This is a genomic window from Burkholderia sp. MSMB0856, assembly GCF_001524645.2.
GTDB lineage: Bacteria > Pseudomonadota > Gammaproteobacteria > Burkholderiales > Burkholderiaceae > Burkholderia > Burkholderia diffusa.
Map to the genome: position 1 here is coordinate 132,316 of NZ_CP013429.1, position 19,416 is coordinate 151,731.

At 67.0% G+C, this 19,416-nt stretch carries 13 protein-coding genes and 1 pseudogene; 12 read left to right on the plus strand and 2 right to left on the minus strand.

Features of this window, described 5'->3' with window-relative positions; translation table 11 throughout:
• Positions 1-438 precede the first annotated feature (438 nt).
• The 9 genes from WS87_RS29270 to WS87_RS29310 all read left to right on the plus strand — a co-directional run bounded on the left by WS87_RS29270 (position 439) and on the right by WS87_RS29310 (position 12,443).
• Entirely contained in the window at positions 439-4,218 is a 3,780-nt protein-coding gene (locus WS87_RS29270; protein WP_059817166.1) for a nitrate reductase subunit alpha, read from the plus strand.
• Positions 4,215-5,744: a nitrate reductase subunit beta gene (narH, locus tag WS87_RS29275; RefSeq protein ID WP_059817164.1), complete on the plus strand. Its 1,530-nt coding sequence runs from the start codon at positions 4,215-4,217 to the stop codon at positions 5,742-5,744. Before WS87_RS29270 ends, narH begins: the two co-directional genes overlap by 4 nt.
• On the plus strand, positions 5,741-6,436 hold the full coding sequence (gene narJ, locus WS87_RS29280) for a nitrate reductase molybdenum cofactor assembly chaperone (RefSeq protein WP_059817162.1): 696 nt from the start codon (positions 5,741-5,743) through the stop codon (positions 6,434-6,436). The genes narH and narJ overlap by 4 nt, the downstream gene beginning before the upstream one ends.
• 24 nt (positions 6,437-6,460) lie before the next feature.
• Positions 6,461-7,144, plus strand: a complete 684-nt coding sequence (narI, locus tag WS87_RS29285; RefSeq protein WP_057927738.1) for a respiratory nitrate reductase subunit gamma — start codon at positions 6,461-6,463, stop codon at positions 7,142-7,144.
• A gap of 9 nt (positions 7,145-7,153) precedes the next feature.
• Positions 7,154-7,942, plus strand: a complete 789-nt coding sequence (locus WS87_RS29290; RefSeq protein WP_059817159.1) for a peptidylprolyl isomerase — start codon at positions 7,154-7,156, stop codon at positions 7,940-7,942.
• Between the two features lie 15 nt (positions 7,943-7,957).
• Positions 7,958-9,223, plus strand: a complete 1,266-nt coding sequence (locus tag WS87_RS29295) for an MFS transporter (RefSeq protein ID WP_059817157.1) — start codon at positions 7,958-7,960, stop codon at positions 9,221-9,223.
• Between the two features lie 98 nt (positions 9,224-9,321).
• The gene (locus WS87_RS29300; RefSeq protein ID WP_059817155.1) at positions 9,322-11,058 is read left to right on the plus strand and encodes a site-specific integrase; all 1,737 of its coding nucleotides are present in this window, start codon (positions 9,322-9,324) and stop codon (positions 11,056-11,058) included.
• 90 nt (positions 11,059-11,148) lie between these two features.
• The gene (locus WS87_RS29305) at positions 11,149-11,472 is read left to right on the plus strand and encodes a TfoX/Sxy family protein (protein WP_059817153.1); all 324 of its coding nucleotides are present in this window, start codon (positions 11,149-11,151) and stop codon (positions 11,470-11,472) included.
• 59 nt (positions 11,473-11,531) lie between these two features.
• Positions 11,532-12,443 carry a hypothetical protein gene (locus WS87_RS29310; RefSeq protein ID WP_059817151.1) on the plus strand — a complete coding sequence of 304 codons (912 nt, stop codon included), beginning with the start codon at positions 11,532-11,534 and terminating at the stop codon, positions 12,441-12,443.
• Positions 12,444-12,474: 31 nt separating this feature from the next.
• Here the strand turns inward: WS87_RS29310 and WS87_RS29315 are convergent, their stop codons facing one another.
• Together WS87_RS29315 and WS87_RS29320 are read right to left on the minus strand one after the other, a co-directional pair.
• Positions 12,475-13,623, minus strand: coding sequence for a branched-chain amino acid ABC transporter substrate-binding protein (locus tag WS87_RS29315; RefSeq protein ID WP_059817149.1), 1,149 nt, complete (start codon positions 13,621-13,623; stop codon positions 12,475-12,477).
• A 36-nt stretch (positions 13,624-13,659) separates the two neighbouring features.
• Positions 13,660-14,889 (minus strand): NAD(P)/FAD-dependent oxidoreductase, encoded by a 1,230-nt coding sequence (locus WS87_RS29320; protein WP_059817147.1) that lies wholly within the window; start codon positions 14,887-14,889, stop codon positions 13,660-13,662.
• 231 nt (positions 14,890-15,120) lie between these two features.
• On the opposite strand from WS87_RS29320, the gene WS87_RS29325 reads away from it, so the two are divergent.
• The 3 genes and pseudogenes from WS87_RS29325 to WS87_RS29340 all read left to right on the plus strand — a co-directional run.
• Positions 15,121-16,533: an aminotransferase-like domain-containing protein gene (locus WS87_RS29325; RefSeq protein ID WP_059817144.1), complete on the plus strand. Its 1,413-nt coding sequence runs from the start codon at positions 15,121-15,123 to the stop codon at positions 16,531-16,533.
• Positions 16,534-17,213: 680 nt separating this feature from the next.
• Complete coding sequence (locus tag WS87_RS29335) at positions 17,214-18,638, plus strand: aminotransferase-like domain-containing protein (protein ID WP_059817142.1); 1,425 nt, start codon at positions 17,214-17,216, stop codon at positions 18,636-18,638.
• Positions 18,584-19,027: pseudogene (locus tag WS87_RS29340) on the plus strand (response regulator transcription factor); the annotation flags it as partial. The gene WS87_RS29335 and the pseudogene WS87_RS29340, both read left to right, overlap by 55 nt.
• Positions 19,028-19,416: the final 389 nt, after the last annotated feature.

A 19,416-nucleotide genomic window follows, 5' to 3' on the forward strand; every position in this document is an offset into this window, starting at 1 on the left:
CTCGCCGTTTTCCTTCGGTGGCATGCCCGTATTTGATCCGGCCTGACACGGCAGCCGGTCGCGCGCATGCGGCCGCGACTCGTGCGTGATTGCATCGCACCGCGAAAACCGTGACGTCGCAACACTGCGGCTCTCATGCATAAACGCGTGATCGAGCGCCGGCCTGCACCCCGTCAAACCCTGACGCGAAAGTCCGGTGCCGGGCATGCCATTGGCACTCCTGTATCGATCCCCATTTAACACCGACGCGTACCAGGGCGGCGATATCGTGATTTGTATCAAGTCGTGATATGTCGATCCGAAAGAGAATTCATTCGACCCGGACGCAAGGGATGGAAGCGAACGCAACGAGCCGAATGCCGATCGTCCTTTACATCCGGGACATCACCTCCTTAAATATTCAGGGTCTGCCAAAAGACCGGAAAAAACGAGATCCCCATGAGCCATTTCCTGGATAGATTGCGTTATTTCTCCACCACAAGGCCAACCTTCTCCGGCGGACACGGCGCCGTCACGGACGAGGACCGCAAATGGGAAGACGGCTATCGGCTGCGCTGGCAACACGACAAGATCGTCCGTTCGACCCACGGGGTGAACTGCACGGGTTCGTGTTCGTGGAAGGTCTATGTGAAAGGCGGAATCGTCACCTGGGAAACCCAGCAGACCGATTACCCGCGCACGCGCCCCGACATGCCGAACCACGAACCGCGCGGCTGCTCGCGCGGCGCTTCGTACTCCTGGTATCTGTATAGCGCGAACCGTCTCAAGCATCCGATGGTGCGCAGCGCGCTGGTGAAGCTGTGGCGCGAACGCCGCCGCACGCTCGCGCCGGTCGACGCATGGCGCTCGATCGTCGAGGACGACGACGCGCGGCGCTCGTACCAGCGGCGGCGCGGGCTTGGCGGCTTCGTGCGCGCGAGCTGGGACGAGGTCAACGAGATCGTTGCGGCCGCAAACGTTTACACGGTCGAGCGGCACGGCCCCGATCGCGTGGTCGGCTTCTCGCCGATCCCGGCGATGTCGATGGTGTCGTATGCGGCAGGGTCGCGCTACCTGTCGCTGATCGGCGGCGTGTGCCTGAGCTTCTACGACTGGTATTGCGACCTGCCGCCCGCGTCGCCGCAGACCTGGGGCGAGCAGACCGACGTGCCGGAATCGGCCGACTGGTACAACTCGACGTTCATCATGATGTGGGGCTCCAACGTCCCGCAGACCCGCACGCCCGACGCGCACTTCCTCGTCGAGGCGCGCTATCGCGGCACGAAGGTCGTGTCGGTGTTTCCCGATTACTCGGAAGGCGCGAAGTTCGGCGATCTGTGGCTGCATCCGAAGCAGGGCACCGACGCGGCGCTCGCGCTCGCGATGGGTCACGTGATCCTGAAGGAGTTCCACCTCGCGGGCAAGAGCGACTATTTCATCGACTACTGCAAGCGCTATACCGACATGCCGGCGCTCGTGCGCCTCGTGCCGCACGGCGACGGCTACGTGCCCGAGCGCCTCGTGCGCGCGTCCGATTTCGACGACGCGCTCGACGAGGCCGCGCATCCGGAGTGGAAGACCGTGATGATCGACGACGCGACCGGCGAATTCGTCGTGCCGGTGGGCTCGATCGGCTTCCGCTGGGGGCAGCAGACCAAGGACGGATCGAGCGACAAGGGCAAGTGGAACCTGCGCGACGAGACGTCGAAAGGCGCGGCGCTGTCGCCGCGGCTGTCCTGCACGGCCGAGCATGACGACGTGGTCGACGTGCTGTTTCCGTACTTCGGCAACCAGCCGCACGCGCATTTCAACTCGACGCAGCACGGCTCCGAGCTGTCGCGCCGGATCGGCGTGCGGCGCGTGGCGACGCGCGACGGCGAGATGCTGGTCGCGACCGTTTACGACCTGTTCGTCGCGAACTACGGGCTTGACCAGGGGCTGGGCGGCCGCGACGTGGCCGCGAGCTACGACGACGATCTTCCGTATACGCCGGCGTGGCAGGAAACGATCACGGGCGTGAAGCGCGCGGACGTGATCTCGGTCGCGCGGCAGTTCGCGGAGAACGCGCACAAGACGCAAGGCAAGTCGATGGTGATCATCGGCGCGGGGATCAACCACTGGTTCCACATGGACATGTCGTACCGCGCGATCATCAACATGCTGATCATGTGCGGATGCGTCGGCAAGCCGGGCGGCGGCTGGTCGCATTACGTGGGCCAGGAGAAGCTGCGTCCGCAGACGGGCTGGACCGCGCTCGCGTTCGCGCTCGACTGGAATCGGCCGCCGCGCCACATGAACGCGACGTCGTTTTTCTATGCGCACACCGATCAGTGGCGTTACGACACGATGGACCCAGGCGCGCTGCTGTCGCCGCTCGCGGACAAGACGCAGTTCCACGGTTCGCCGATCGACTACAACGTGCGCGCCGAACGGATGGGCTGGCTGCCGTCCGCGCCGCAACTCGCAGTGAATCCGCTGAAGGTCGGCGCGAGTCTCGGCGACCCCGCTCAGGCCGGCGCCGATGTCGCGCGGCAACTGAAGGCCGGCATGCTGCGGATGGCGTGCGAGGACCCGGATTCCCCCGACAACTTCCCGCGCAATCTGTTCGTGTGGCGTTCGAACCTGCTCGGTTCGTCGGGCAAGGGTCACGAGTATTTCCTGAAGCATCTGCTCGGCACGACCAACGGCGTGCAGGGCGACGACCTCGGCGCGACGGGCGGCGCGCGCCCCGAGGAAGTGAAGTGGCACGACGAAGCGCCGCGCGGCAAGCTCGACCTGCTCGTCACGCTCGACTTCCGGATGTCGACCACCTGCATGTATTCGGACGTCGTGCTGCCGACCGCTACGTGGTACGAGAAGGACGACATGAACACGTCCGACATGCACCCGTTCATCCATCCGCTGTCGGCCGCGGTCGATCCCGCGTGGGAATCGAAGAGCGACTGGGAGATCTTCAAGGGGATCGCGAAGCGCTTCTCCGAGCTGTGCGACGGGCATCTCGGTGTCGAACGCGACGTCGTGCTCACGCCGATCGCGCACGATACGCCGGGCGAACTCGCGCAGCCGTTCGACGTGCAGGACTGGAAGCGCGGCGAATGCGAGCCGGTGCCGGGCCGCACGATGCCGGCGGTGATCGCCGTCGAGCGCGATTATCCGAACACCTATGCGCGCTTCACGTCGCTCGGCCCGCTGATGGACAAGCTCGGCAACGCAGGCAAGGGCATCGGCTGGGACACGAAGGACGAAGTGAGGCTGCTGGGCGCACTCAACTACACAGTCGCTCATGGCGCCGCGCAAGGGCGCCCGCGCATCGATACCGCGCTCGACGCAGCCGAGGTGATTCTCGCGCTCGCGCCGGAAACCAACGGCGAAGTCGCGGTGAAGGCATGGCGCGCGCTGTCGGGCATCACCGGCATCGACCACACGCACCTGGCCGCCGCGCGCGAGGACGAGAAGATCCGTTTCCGCGACATCCAGGCGCAACCGCGCAAGATCATCTCGTCGCCGACGTGGAGCGGGATTGAATCCGAACATGTGTCGTACAACGCCGGTTACGTGAACGTGCACGAACTGGTGCCGTGGCGCACGCTGACGGGCCGTCAGCAGCTGTACCAGGATCACGCGTGGATGCGCGCGTTCGGCGAGTCGCTGTGCGTGTACAAGCCGCCGATCGACACGGGCAGCTACGAACACATGGTCGGCAAGCGCTCGAACGGCAACCCCGAGCGCGTGCTGAACTTCCTGACACCGCACCAGAAGTGGGGGATCCACAGCACGTACACGGACAACCTGCTGATGCTGACGCTGTCGCGCGGCGGCCCGATCGTGTGGATGTCGGAGGACGACGCGAAGGCGATCGGCGCCGTCGATAACGACTGGATCGAGTGCTACAACTCGAACGGCGCATTGTGCGCGCGGGCGGTCGTGAGTCAGCGGATTCCGTCCGGGATGGTGATGATGTACCACGCGCAGGAAAAGATCGTGAACACGCCGGGCTCCGAGATCACCGGCACGCGCGGCGGCATTCACAACTCGGTCACGCGCATCGCGCTGAAGCCGACCCACATGATCGGCGGCTACGCGCAGCTGTCGTACGGCTTCAACTATTACGGCACGGTCGGCTCGAATCGCGACGAGTTCCTGATCGTGCGGAAGATGAGCAAGATCGACTGGCTCGACGGCGAGGAAACCGCGGTCGACCCGACAACACAGGCCGTACGGGATGGAGAAACGTCATGAAGGTACGCGCACAGATCGCGATGGTGCTGAACCTCGACAAGTGCATCGGGTGCCATACCTGCTCGGTGACCTGCAAGAACGTGTGGACCAGCCGCGAAGGGATGGAGTACGCGTGGTTCAACAACGTCGAGACGAAGCCGGGCATCGGCTATCCGAAGGACTGGGAGAACCAGGACCGCTGGCGCGGCGGCTGGCAGCGCCGTGCGGACGGCCGGATCGAGCCGCGTCTGGGCGGCAAGTGGCGGCTGCTCGCACAGATTTTCGCGAACCCGCACCTGCCCGAGTTCGACGATTACTACGAGCCGTTCACGTTCGACTACGGCCATCTTCAGGACGCGGGCAACACGCGCGCGATGCCGGTCGCGCGACCGCGTTCGCTGATCAGCGGCCAGCGGCTCGAGAAGATCGAGTGGGGTCCGAACTGGGAGGAAATCCTCGGCGGCGAGTTCGAGAAGCGCGCGAAGGACACCAACTTCGAGTCGGTGCAGAAGGAGATCTACGGGCAGTTCGAGAACACCTTCATGATGTACCTGCCGCGCCTCTGCGAGCACTGCCTGAATCCGGCGTGCGTCGCGTCGTGCCCGTCGGGCTCGATCTACAAGCGCGAGGAAGACGGTATCGTGCTGATCGACCAGGACAAGTGCCGCGGCTGGCGCATGTGCGTGTCGGGTTGCCCGTACAAGAAGATCTACTACAACTGGCAAAGCGGCAAGGCCGAGAAGTGCATCTTCTGCTATCCGCGCATCGAGGCCGGCCAGCCGACCGTGTGTTCGGAAACCTGCGTGGGCCGCATCCGTTACCTCGGCGTGCTGCTGTACGACGCCGACAGGATCAGCGAAGCCGCGAGCGCGGAGAACGAGAAGGACCTGTACGAAGCGCAGCTGTCGCTATTCCTCGATCCGGAGGACCCGGCCGTGATCGCGCAGGCCGAGCGCGACGGCGTGCCGGCGGCATGGCTCGACGCCGCGCGGCGCTCGCCGACCTACAAGATGGCGATCGACTGGAAGATCGCGTTTCCGCTGCATCCGGAATACCGGACGCTGCCGATGGTCTGGTACGTACCGCCGCTGTCGCCGATCAACTCGGCCGCGAACAGCGGCGCGCTCGGGATGAACGGCTACCTGCCGGACGTCGAATCGCTGCGCATTCCGCTGCGTTATCTGGCGAACCTGCTGACGGCCGGCGACGAGGCGCCCGTGAAGCTCGCGCTCGAACGGCTGCTCGCGATGCGTGCGTTCATGCGCGCGCGTCACGTCGACGGCATCGATGCGCGCGGGGTGCTCGATCAGGTCGGTCTGTCGCTCGCACAGGTCGAGGAGATGTACCGCTATCTCGCGATCGCGAACTACGAGGATCGCTTCGTGATCCCGACGACGCACCGCGAGTATGCGGAGAACGCATACGACCTGCGTGCGTCGTGTGGCTTCTCGTTCGGAAACGGCTGTTCCGACGGCCGTTCGGAGGGCAGCCTGTTCAGTCCGAAGAAGGGCACGAAAACCATTCCGATCCACGAGGCATCCCGATGAGCACCGCATCCGATCCGACCTACGCGGCGTTCGCGGCGCTGCTCGACTATCCCGACGAAGCGCTCGTCGACGTGCTCGATTCGATCGAAGCTCACCTGCGCGAAAACGTGCGCGTGCCGATGGCGGTGCGCACGGGCCTCGACCGCTTCTTCGCCTACGTGCGCAATCGCGATCTGTTGACGCTGCAGGAGAACTACGTCGCGCTGTTCGATCGCGGCCGCGCGACGTCGCTGCACCTGTTCGAGCACGTGCACGGCGAATCGCGCGACCGCGGGCAGGCGATGGTCGACCTGCTTCAGATGTACGAGCGACACGGGCTGACGTTGAATCCGGGCGAGCTGCCCGACTACCTGCCCGTGTTCCTCGAATATCTGTCGCGGTTGCCGGCGGCCGATGCGTGCAACCTGCTCGGCGAGACCGGCGAGATCCTGCGCGCGCTGGCCGGCCAGCTCGCGCAGCGCGGCAGCCATTACAGCTTCGTCGTCGGCGCGCTGCTGCCGATGGCAGGCCTCGCGCCGGTCGACGCGCCGGCGGCCGCGGACGACGACGTCGCCGCCGAGCGGCCGAGTGCCGACGACTACCGCGCACTCGACGCGTCGTATGCGGACGAGGCGGTGCGCTTCGTCGGCGCGGCAACGCCGGCCGAGCAGACGGTGCGGTTCCACGACAAGCGGCCGGCCCGCGGCGCGTAAGCGCGGGCCCAACTGGGGAAAGACATGAACGCTTATTTGCATCAGTTCCTGTTCGGGATCTATCCGTACATCTGTCTCGCGGTGCTGCTGGTCGGCAGCCTGATCCGCTTCGACCGCGAGCAGTACACGTGGAAGAGCGATTCGTCGCAGCTTTTGCGCCACGGGATGCTGCGGCTCGGCAGCAACCTGTTCCACTGGGGCGTGCTGGTCGTCGTGCTCGGGCACTTCGGCGGCTTCCTCGCGCCGCACTGGCTCGTGTCGCCGTTCCTGTCGGCATCCGGGCACCAGCTCGTCGCGATGGTGGCGGGCGGTGCGGCAGGCGTCGCGGCGATCATCGGGCTGACGATCCTGATCTGGCGACGCCTCGGCGACCCGCGCATCCGCAAGAACAGTCGCAAGTCCGACATCCTGATCGTGCTGATGCTGTGGGTGCAGCTCGCGCTCGGGCTCGGCACCGTCGTGCTGTCGACGCGCCACATGGACGGCGTGATGTTCGAGCAGCTCACCGACTACGTGAAGGGCGTCGTCACGTTCCGGCCGGACATCGCGAGCCTGCTGGTCGGCGTGCCGCTGACGTACCGGCTGCATATCCTGCTGGGCTTCACGATCTTCCTCGTGTCGCCGTTCACGCGGATGGTGCACATCTGGAGCGGTATCGCGTCGGTCGCATACCTGATCCGTCCGTACCAGCTCGTGCGCAAGCGCTGAGGAGGCCGTATGAACGACGTTCTCCCCGAAGTCGCGACGGTGCCGCTGACGATCAACGGCGTTGCGATCGACGAGGCGGCCATCGCGGCCGAGGCCGCGCATCACGGCGACGCGCCCGATCCGCTCGACGCGGCACGGCATGCGCTCGCGGTGCGCGAATTGCTGCGGCAGCGCGCGGTGTCGCTCGCGCTGATCGACGCAGGCGCGCCGCTCGGCGACGCGGCGGTCGACGCGTTGCTCGAACGCGAGCTGACGCACGTGCCCGAACCGGATCGCGCCGATTGCGAGCGCTATTACGCGCAGCATCCGGCGCGCTTTCGCCGCAACGACATCGTGTATGCGAGCCACGTGCTGTTCGCGGTGACCGACCGCGTGCCGCTCGCCCCGCTGCGGCAGCGCGCGGAACGCGCGCTCGCCGACGTGGTGGCCGCACCCGACACGTTCGAAGCGGTCGCGCGCGCGTCGTCGAACTGTCCGTCGGCGCAAGTCGGCGGCAGCCTCGGACAGCTCCTGCGCGGCGACACCGTGCCGGAATTCGAGGCCGCGCTGTTCGACACGGACGGGCTCGGCGTGCTGCCGAAGCTCGTCAATACCCGCTTCGGCTTCCACATCGTGCGCATCGAGCGCCGCGTGCCGGGCGACGCGGTGCCGTTCGACGAGGCCGCCGGCCAGATCGCCGCGTACCTGTCGGAACGCGTGCGGCAGCGGGCGATGCGGCAGTACGTGGCGATACTCGCGGGCGGCGCGCGGGTCGAAGGCGTGACCTTCGACGGCGCGAACGGGCCGCTCGTCCAATGAAACGAGGTTTTTCGTATGGCAACTCAACAAGGTAACGTTGGCCTGGCCGCGGACACGCAGGCCACCCCGCTGCGTGCGTGGTCAGTGCTGGCAGCGAGCACGCTCGCGTTCATGGTGTGTTTCGTCGTGTGGATGATGTTCGGCGTGCTCGGTGTGCAACTGCGCACCGATCTTGGCCTGAACAGCACGGAATTCGGGCTGCTCACTGCGACGCCCGTGCTGACCGGCGCGCTGATGCGCTTGCCGCTCGGTACGTGGACCGACCGCTTCGGCGGCCGCATGGTGATGACGGTGCTGCTCGTCGTATGCGCGATTCCCGTCTACATCGTCAGCTATGCGACGCAGCTCTGGCAGTTCCTCGTGATCGGGCTGTTCCTCGGCTGCGTCGGCGCGTCGTTCGCGGTCGGCACGCCGTACGTCGCGCGCTTCTTCCCGCCGAAGCGGCGCGGGCTCGCGATGGGCGTGTTCGGTGCGGGCACGTGCGGCGCGGCGGTCAACCTGTTCGTCACGCCACTGCTGCTGTCCGCGTATGGCTGGCGTTTCGTGCCGCGCGTCTACGCGGTTGCATTGCTCGTCACGGCGGCGATCTTCTGGGTCGCGTCGGCGCCGGATCCGGGTGCGGGCAAACGGGGCGGATCGATGCTCGACGCGTTCAAGGTGCTGCGCGATCCGCGCGTGTGGCGGCTCTGCCAGTACTACTCGATCACGTTCGGCGGCTTCACCGCGCTGTCGCTGTGGATCCCGCAGTACCTGAAAAGCGAATACGGGATGTCGCTCGTGATGGCCTCCGCGTTCGCGGCCGGCTTCTCGCTGCCGGGCTCCGTGCTGCGCGCGCTCGGCGGCGCGCTGTCCGACCGCTTCGGCGCGCATGCGGTCACCTGGTGGGGGCTGTGGGTCGCGTGGATCTGCCTGTTCCTGCTGTCGTATCCGGCGACCGACTTCGTGATTCACACGATCGACGGCACCGCGTCGCTGAATCTGTCGATGCCGGTGGCAGGCTTCGTCGCGCTGACCTTCGTGCTCGGTGCGGTGTTCGCGTTCGGGATGGCGTCGACCTTCAAGTACGTCGCCGACGATTTCCCGGACAACATGGGTGTCGTCACGGGCATCGTCGGCCTCGCGGGCGGGCTCGGCGGCTTCCTGCTGCCGATCCTGTTCGGCCTGCTGCTCGACCTGCTGCGCGTGCGCACGACCTGCTTCATGTTCCTGTACGGGATCGTGTGGGTGTCGCTGATCCTGATCTATCTGTCAGAGGTGCGGCGCACGCCCGTGACGGGCTGAGCGTTCGTGCGCGATGCCGGTCGCCGCCGGCGTCGCGCACGCATCTTGCAGCGCGCCGGGCGTTTTCGAGCGTCCGCAGTTCTGTCAAACTGGCGCCCATGACACCGCGCCTCGCCTTACCGCCTTCCTCCGATTCCACGCCTGCACCAGCAGGCTTCCCCGACGCCGACGAACTGGCCGCGCTGCGCGCGTGGTACGCGGGCATGACCGTGCGTCAGGCGGTCGAACGCTATCTGCCCGACCGGCTCGGCGAACGGCGGTCGGCGCGCGGCGTGATCGGTGGAATTCGTCGCCGCCTCGTGCGCGTCGCGCGGCAGGTCGGGCGGCCCGATCTCGCGGAGCAGCTCGCGCATGCCGACAGCGCGCGCGTCCAGATGGCGAGGGCCGCGACCGATGCGATCGGCATGCTGCGCCATGCGCGCGCGCCGGTGCCGCAGATCAGCGATGACATCGGCTTGTGGCTGCCCGCACGCGCGGTCGTCGCGCTGCGTGCGCACGGGATCGCGACGCTGGCCGACCTGACCGTGCGGATTCCGCGGCGGCGTCAGTGGTGGCGCGCAATAGCGGGGCTCGGCATGGCGAGCGCGCGGCATATCGAGGCGTTCTTTTCCGCGCATCCGGACCTGACCGAGCGGGCGCGCGCGCTGATCGCCGCGACGCCGCGCAGCGCCATCGTGCCGTGGGAGCAACTGAAGCTGCCGCACGAGGTCGACGGGTCGGCCGGCACGTTCCGCGCGCCGCGCGCGACCAGCACGCTCGACGCGGACAACGATTACGCCGCCGTGCACGCTTGGCTGTCGCTGCACGAATCGGCCGCGACGCGCCGCGCGTACCGCAAGGAGGCCGAGCGCCTGATCCTGTGGGCGATCGTCGAGCGCGGGCGCGCGCTGTCGTCGCTGACTACCGAGGATGCGGTCGCGTATCGCGCGTTCGTGCGCAACCCGACGCCGCACGAACGCTGGATCGGCCCGGTGCGGCCGCGCGGCGCGCCGGACTGGCGGCCGTTTTCGGGCGGATTGTCCGCGCGTTCGGCCGCGTACACGCTGTCGGTCCTTGGCGCGCTGTTCCGCTGGCTGATCGAGCAGCGCTACCTGCTCGCGAATCCGTTCGCGGGCGTCAAGGTGCGCGACACGCGCGGGGCGAATGCGCTGGACACGTCGCATGCGTTCACCGAAGGCGAGTGGCTGCTCGTGCGCACGATCGCGGACGGGCTCGAGTTTCGCAAGGACAAGCCGTCCGGCGCACCGCAGTCCGGCTGGACGCCGGCGGCCGCGCAACGGCTGCGCTTCATCCTCGATTTCGGCTATGCGACCGGGCTGCGCGCGAGCGAACTGGTCGGCGCGACGCTCGGCGACATCGAAACGGACGCGCACGGCGATGCGTGGCTGAAAGTGATCGGCAAGGGCAGCAAGGCCGCGCGCGTCGCGCTGCCGCCGCTCGCGCGCAGGGCGCTCGATCGTCATCTGGTCGCGCGGCGGCTGCCGGTGACGCCGGTGCGCTGGCGGCCGGATACGCCGCTGATTCCGAGCCTTGCGGAAGACGGGGCGGCCGGGATCACGAGCGTGCGGCTGTGGAAGGTGATGCAGCGTTTCTTCACGCAGACCGCCGCGCTCGTCGATGACGACAACCCCGCGCTCGCGCAGAAGCTGCGCCAGGCGAGCCCGCACTGGATGCGTCATACGCATGCGACGCATGCGCTCGCGCGCGGCGCGGAGCTGACGACGGTGCGCGACAACCTGCGGCATGCGTCGATCTCGACGACGTCGATCTATCTGCACGGGGACGACGTGAAGCGGGCGCGGCAGATGTCGAGTGCGTTTTCGGCTGACAAATGAGCAGGGCGCACGCGTGATCGCGTGAGATTCGAACGGAACGGCACCGCGTCGGTGACGGTCAGAAGGGTTATTCGGTAACGGAGCGGATGGATGGCATCGAGTCAGGGAACCGTCGATTTCGTCGTCGAGCAGATGGCTGCGGCGGGCGCCGTGTCGGCGCGCAAGATGTTCGGCGAATACGGCATCTACTGCGACGGCAAGATGGTCGCGCTGGTGTGCGACGACCGGTTGTTCGTCAAGCCGACGCCTGACGGGCGTGCGTTTCTCGGCACCTGCGGCGAAGCGCCACCGTATCCGACCGCGAAGCCGCATCTCGTCATCGGAGGAGAGCGCTGGGACGACCGCGAATGGCTGTCGACGCTGATCCGGATCACTGCCGCGCAACTGCCGGTGCCGGTGAAGCGTGGTCGATAGCGGTCGGCGTATTCTGTGAACCATGTGCGCGACCACCGCGCCCCCGCTGGAGCACAAGAATGGAGACATCCGAACATCCGCAAGCACCGCGCTACGCGCGCCGCGCATGGCATGCGCTCGTCGCGGCCGTGTGCCTCGGCTGGAGCGCGCTGTCGTTCGGCGCGGACGGCGCGGCGGCGCTGCTCGACCGCTATCACAGCCTCGGCGAGCAACTGAAGAACAACTCGTTCCATCGCCCGCTGTACCTCGAATCGTCCGAGGCGTCTTCGTCGCTGAAGGGCGACATCTATGCCGTCGTCGACTATCCGTTCTCCGTCGTGAACGGCAAGCTCAACGACCCCGCGCAAGGCCCCGCGAACTGGTGCGCGGTGCTGATCCTGCACCTGAACACGAAGTACTGTCGTGCGTCGACCGGCAGCGACGGCCCGGTGCTCGACGTGAACCTCGGCCGCAAGATCGAGCAGAAGCTGTCGGATACCTATCGCGTGCAGTTCCGCTACCGCGTGGCCGCTGCGACGCCCGACTATTTCCAGGTCGACCTGGCTGCCGACAGCGGCCCGATGGGCACGAAGGACTACCGGATCGTGCTGGAAGCGGTGCCGGTCGGCGGATCGCGCACGTTCCTGCACCTCACGTATTCGTACGGCTTCGGCGCGGTCGGCCGCATGGCGATGAAGACCTACCTCTCGACGGTCGGCAGCGACAAGGTCGGGTTCACGGCAGCCAGCGGCGCATCGGCGGCGCAGCCGCAGTACATCGGCGGCGTGCGCGGATTGCTGGAGCGCAACACGATGCGCTACTACCTCGCGATCGACACGTATCTCGCGACGCTCGACAAGCCGCTCGACCAGCGCCTTGCGCGCTGGTTCGACGCGACCGAGCAGTATCCGAAGCAACTGCACGAAGTCGAGCGCGGCGCGTATCTGCAGATGAAAGCGCAGGAGGTGCAGCGGCAACAGGCGGAGCGATGACGCCGCCCATTGCCGGGCTGCCCGGCGTCGATCAGTTCGACGCGCCGCCGACCGTGCGAATGCTGTGCCACTGCCCCTGTTCAACGCGGAACAGCGTGTAGGGCGGCTTGATCAGGTCGCCGCGCTCGTCGAACGAGATCTTCCCCGTCACGCCCGTCACCGACACGCCCGGCAGGCTCGCGACGACCTTGCCGCGGTCGACCGAATCCGCCTTGCGGATCGCCGCAATCATCGCGAGCGCCGCGTCGTACGCGAACGGCGCATACAGCTCGACGTCCTGGTTGAAACGCGCCTTGTAGCGCTGCGCGAACGCGATGGCGGACGGCAACTTGTCGAGCGCCGGGCCCGGCTCGAGATCCTGCGTGCCTTCGCCCGCGTTGCCGGCGATCTTCAGGAATGCATTGCTTTTCAACGCGCCGGCGCCGAACAGTTGCGCGCGGATGCCGAGCGAGCGCATCTGCTTGACGAGCATCGCGCCCTGTTCGTCGAGGCCGCCGAAGAACAGCAGGTCGACGTTGTTGCTCTTCATCGTCGTCAGGATGCCGCGGAAATCGACGGCCTTGTCGTTCGTGTATTCGCGGCCGACGATGCTGCCGTGTGCGTCCTTCACGCCTTTCTCGAAAGCGTCGGCAAGCCCCTGGCCGAAGGCGGTGCGGTCGTCGATGATGCCGATGCGCTTCGCCTTCAGCTGCTCGACCGCGAAACGGCCGGCGACCACGCCGCCGACACCGTCGTGCCCCATCGTGCGGAACACGTTCTTGAAGCCCTGCATCGTCAATTGCGGATTGGTCGAGCCGGGCGTGATCATCGCGACGTTCGCCTGCTTGTAGACGGCCGACGCGGGGATGCTGCAGCCCGAGTTGTAGTGGCCGATCACGCCGACCACGCCGTCGTCGACGAGCTTCTGCCCGACCTGGATCGCGATGCGTGGATCGGCCTGGTCGTCCTGCACGTCGAGCACGAAGCGCACCGGCTTGCCGCCGATGGTCGGGTGTTTTGCGTTCTCCTCGTCGAGTGCGAGTTGTGCGCCGTATTGAAGATCCTTGCCGACGCGCGCGACCGGCCCCGTCAACGGGCCGGCGAAGCCGATCTTGACGGTTTCCGGGTCGGCGCCGTATGCGGAAGCGGCCGTGCCGAGCGAACAGACGGCCAGCCATGCCAGCCAGTTACGACGATTCATGATGCCTCCTTGCAGTGGTGGAAATCGTGGCGCGCGTCAGAATCGCGCGGCCCGGTATGGCGTGAGATCCAGCGGCGGCGCGCGTTGCGCGACGAGATCGGCGACGATCCGCCCGGTGATGCCGGCGAGCGTGACGCCGAGATGCTGGTGGCCGAATGCGTGGATCACGCGCTCGCTGCGCCGTGCGCGGCCGATCACCGGCACGCCGTCCGGCAGCGTGGGCCGAAAGCCGAGCCAGCTTCGCGTCGGCGCGCCGAGCGACGGCAGCGCCTCGCGCGCGGAACGCGTGAGCAGCGCGACCAGCGAGCGGTTCATGCCGGCGTCGAAGCCGCCGAGTTCGACGGTGCCGGCCGCGCGCAATCCTTCGTCGAGCGGCGTCATGTAGAACCCGCGCTCGGCCCAGCCGACCGGCCGCGTGACGATCTGCTCATGCGCGGCGAACTGCACGTGATAGCCGCGCTCGGTATCGAGCGGCACGGTGTCGCCGCACGCGGCGGCGAACGCGCGCGAGCGGGCGCCGGCGGCAATCACCACATGATCGAAGGGACGCACCGCACCGCCTGCATGAAGGTTCACGCCGTCGCCGACGGGCTCGATCCGGTCGACCTGCGTGCGTTCGAGCGTCGCGCCGCCGGTTGCCAGATGCGCGAACAGTTCGCCGAGAAACCCGCACGGGTCGGAGAAATGCCAGCTTCCGTGGAACAGCACGCCGCGCGTGAAGATCGGCGCGAGCGCGGGCTCGAGCCGGCGGATCGCGTCCGCGTCGAGCGTGTCGAACGGCACGCCGAGCCGGCGCCGCAGTGCGAGCGACGGTTGCGCCGCGTCAAACGACGCCTGCCGTGCATACAAGTACAGGCATTCGCGCGGCCGCACGAATGCCGCGAGCCGCGACGGGGCGAGCAGCGGCGCATAGCCGTCGGCGGCGCGCGACAGCAGCGCGGCCAGCGCGCCCGCGCTGCGCGCGTGGTGCGCCGGCGTCGATGCGACGAGAAACCGCGCGAGCCACGGCGCGCCGCGCAGCAGGTACGGCCAGCGGATGCGCAGCGGGCTGTCTGCGGCGAACAGGAAGTGCGGCATGTCGCGGAACACGGACGGGCCGTTCACCGGCACGCAGCCATATGGCGCGAACGTTGCGGCGTTGCCGAACGACGCACCGTGCCCCACGCCGGCCGGATCGAACAGCGTGACGCGGTGCCCGTCGCGCTGCAGCCATGCCGCCGCGCCGAGCCCGATGAAGCCTGCACCCACGATGGCGATGTCCGCCATGACGCCTCTCCTTCACCGCACCTGATTCACACAAAGATGGGATCAAGAATCACACAGTAAATTTTTGTGTGCAATCAAAAATAGATTGTGTGGCGCTAGCGTTTACCCGATTCCAACTGGCTGATTCGATAGACCTTTCGGCAGATGGTTGACCTGAAGGGGATGTCATATACAATCGCTGGACGGATTTAGACGGCAGACAAACGTTTTTTGTGTGGGTGCGAACGATACATGGCAGCAGACAAACTTTCCGGAGCGCGCGACGATGATGGGCCGGCGCAGGCAAAGCGGCCGACCTATGTCGAGGTATCGAGTTCGATCGAGGCGGAAATCCGCAACGGCATGTACCCGCCAGGCAGCCGTCTGCCGCCGCAGCGCCAGCTCGCGACCGAGCTCGGCATCAACGTGTCGACCGTATCGCGCGCCTACAAGGAACTGCAGCTGCGTGGCCTCGTGATCGGCAGCAAGCGGCGCGGTTCGCTCGTCACCGGCGGCGCGATGCCGAGCATCGAGCCGGCCCGTGCATCGCTCGCGGCGGGCGGCGGGGTGATCGACCTGACGGTGAACCGGCCGGCGACCGGCGAATTCCTGGCGAGTCTCGCGCAGACGTTCGGCACCTTGGCGGCCGATCCGCGTTTCGCGTCGCTGCAGGAATACCAGCCGCCGCAAGGCCCCGACTGGGCGCGCGCCGCGGGCGCGCAGTGGCTTGCCGCGCCGGGCTTCACGCCGTCGCGTGACCAGGTGGTCGTGACGAGCGGCGCGCAGCATGGGCTCTACGCGGTGCTGAACAGCCTGATCGGCACCGACGGCGTGATCGTCGCCGACCGGCTCACGTATTACGGGCTGAAGGCGCTCGCGCCGGTGTTCCAGTTCGAGATCGTCAGTGCGCCGGCCGACGACGACGGCCTGCTGCCCGACGAGATCGAGCGGATCTGCCAGCGTATGCCCGTCAAGGCGATCTTCGTCGTGCCGAACCTGCAGAACCCGACCGTGACGACGATGAGCCTCGCGCGCCGCATGGCGCTCGTCGACGTCGCGCGCCGCCATCACGTGACGATCATCGAGGACGACGTGTACGGGCCGCTCGTGCGCGACCGGCTGCCGGCAATCGCGGGGCTGTGTCCGGAGCTCACGTTTCATATCGGCGCGACGTCGAAGATTCTCGCCCCCGGGCTGCGTCTCGGTTACCTGAGTTGCCCGCGCGACAGCGTCGCGCTGTGCGCGGAAGCGGTGCGCACCACAGCATGGATGCCCGCGCCGACGTCGATGCTGATCGCAACGGTGTGGATCGAGAACGGCACGGCCGAGCGGATCATGAGCGCGCAATTGGCGGAGATCCGCGCGCGCGTCGATCTGGCGCGGGAGCTGCTGCCGGCCGGTCAGCTGAAGTCTGATCCCGCGTGCATGTTCGTGTGGCTGCGGCTGCCGCCGCCGTGGCGTGCCGACGACTTCGCCGCGAACGCGAAGGCGCGTGGCGTGATCGTGATGCCGTCGTCGACGTTCGCGGTCGATCGCGCCGAAATCGAGCACGGCGTGCGCATCAACCTGGCGTGCCCGGCGACGCGCGACGAACTTGTGAACGGGCTGCGGATTCTGGCCGGCACGCTGAAGGACCGGCCGCGCGCGCTGTTCGGGTCGATCTGACGTGCGCCGCTTGCGCCGGCAACGTTGCGGCAGCGCTTCGTCCAGGGTCGCCACGGCGCAGCGCGCAGCGGCGAAGGCTGCCGGCTCGCTCCCCGTATCGGGCAGACGGGCGTCGATGCTCGCACCGGGCACAGGCGAACAGCCGCACCGCGTCGCTCTACCGGTCAGCGTCCGCATTTCGCCCCAAGCCCTTCATCGGTCGACTTGCTGACGCCCGTGCGGCACGCCCCGCCGCTCTGGTGTCATGTTCCTGGCGGTACAGCTCGGGCCGCCTCGACCTTTTCCTGTCGGGCCGGCCGGACATGACCAGCCAGCACCGGAGCGCTGCGCGTCACGTCGCACGGGTCTCCGATCGCCGCTCCCCGCACCAAATTCGTAAGACGTACAGTTCGCCCGAAGTCGCGAATTCGCGCCGAACTGTACTCTTATGTGCATATCCGATGTGTGTACTCCGTCTCAACTGTTCTGCTTTTACGATTCCATCATCAAGTGCACAGTGCCGCAGACCCAGACATCACGGGCCTGACGGCGCATCTTCAAAAGCGAGCCACGGCGATGGAAAAGGCAAAACCGGAGGGAACAATCAGGCATTACGACAGTCCGGCTGGCGGGCGGCACATGCGCGGATCGGGCGTGCGCGGGGCGGCGTCTCGCAGGCGCAGGGCGGCGGGGAGCACGCGATGAAGCTCTACGAAAAACTCGCGGACGACATCGAACGCCTGATCCGCCAGGGCGTGTACCGGCACGGAGACCGGATCCCGTCGGTGCGGCAGGCGAGCCAGCAGCACCGGATCAGCATCACGACCGTGCTGCACGCATATCTGCTGCTCGAAAGCCGCGGGTTGCTGGAAAGCCGTCCGCAGTCGGGCTACTTCGTGAACCTGCGACGCGACGACAACCACGCGCCGGTGCGCGAGCTGCGGCCGTCGAAGCCGATCGCGATTTCGTCGTCGGTGGACATGAGCCGGCTCGTGCTGTCAACGCTGCGCTCGATCGGCACCGACGACGCGGTGCCGCTCGGTTCGCCGTATCCGGACCCGAGCCTCTTTCCGTTCGAGAAGCTGAACCGCTACGCGTATGCGGCCGGCCGGGACAAGTCGCTGTGGGGCGTGACCGACGGGCTGCCGCCCGGCCATCCGCGTCTGATCCGGCAGATCGCACGACGCTACCTGGAAAACGGGATGTCGGTCGATCCGAACGAGATTATCGTGACGGTCGGCGCGACCGAGGCGATCAACCTGTGCCTGCAGGCGGTCGCGAAACCGGGCGACACGATCGCGGTCGAGTCGCCGACGTTCTACGCGATGCTGCACGCGATCGAGCGGATGGGGATGAAGGCGATCGAGGTCGCGACGCATCCGGAATACGGGATCGATATCGCCGCGCTGGCGGCGATCGCAAAGTCGCAGCCGATCGCCGCGTGCATGGTGATGCCGAATTTCCAGAATCCGCTGGGCTTCCAGATGCCCGACGAGCGCAAGCGCGAACTGGTGGAATTCGCGACCCGCGTCGACATGCCGCTCATCGAGAACGGTGTGTATAACGAACTGTATTTCGGCGAGTCGCATCCGAGCGCGCTGAAGTCCTACGATCGCAACGGGATCGTGCTGCATTGCGCATCGTTCTCGAAGAGCCTGACGGCGGCTTACCGGGTCGGCTGGGCGCTGCCGGGCCGCTATCGCGATCAGGTCGAGAAGCTGAAGTTCCTGAACACGCTGGCCACGCCGTCGCTGCCGCAGCTCGCGATCGCCGAGTTTCTCGAACGCGACGGCTACGAGCATCACCTGCGACGCTTGCGCAAGGCATATGCACAGCAGGCGAACCTGATGCGCGCGATGGTGTCGCGATTCTTCCCGGAAGGCACGCGCATCTCGAGCCCGGCCGGCGGCTACGTGCTGTGGGTCGAGTTGCCGGTGCAGGTCGACGCGATGCGGCTGTATCAGCTCGCGCTGGAGCAGGGAATCACGATCGGCCCCGGCTACATGTTCTCGATCACCGACAACTACCGGAACTTCATCCGGCTGAACTACAGCAGCCCGTGGTCGTCGGAGATCGAGCAGGCGGTGATCGCGGTCGGGAAGCTCGCGGCGTCGTGCATGCGCTAAGGCTGGCGGCGTCGGTGGCGTGGGTCGCATTGCGCTCGGCGCGTCCATGGCGCGCGGCGTTGAGCGTCGCCGCCGCCGCGAACGTGTTGCAGGCAGAAGTCGCGTGCGGCCGGCTTTGTGGGGAAGCGGTGAGCGCGCTGCTGACGGAGGGCGCATCCGCCGTCACGCGTGTCGCGAGTCGCGCGCCGCATGACGGCCCGCGCCTGTCCGCGCGGGAAATCGACGTGCTGCGCGCGATTTCGCGAGGCGCAAGTAACAAGGAGGTCGCACAGGTGCTGAACGTGAGTCCGAGCACGGTGCGAACCCATGTCGAGAACGCGTTTCGCAAGCTCGAATGTTCGACGCGCGCCGCGGCGACGCTCAAGGCGTCGATGATGGGGCTGCTCTGACGAGACAGGCATTGCGCAGGGCTGCCGGCGCCGTCGCGCACGCGAGCGAGGGCGCCGGAACACGATCGAAGGTTACGCCGAGCGCGCGAACACCTCCGTGATGCACCGATCCGGTTCGATGTCGGTGAACGCGTCGATATCGGCCATGACGCTCGCCGTCTCCGCGGACGCGAACGCGGCATCCAGCGCCGCCCGATCCCGGAAACGGCACATGGCCACGGCGATCAGTTCGCTGTCTTCCCGTGACGGGAAGAATGCGTCGATGTATTCGAGCCCATACGGCTTCTATGCTTTCTCCACCAGTGGAATGTGCTGCTCGGCGTAGTAGCGGGAATCGAACCGCGTGCCCGCGGCTCGGCGACAGGAAACGATGAAGTCCATGCGCATTC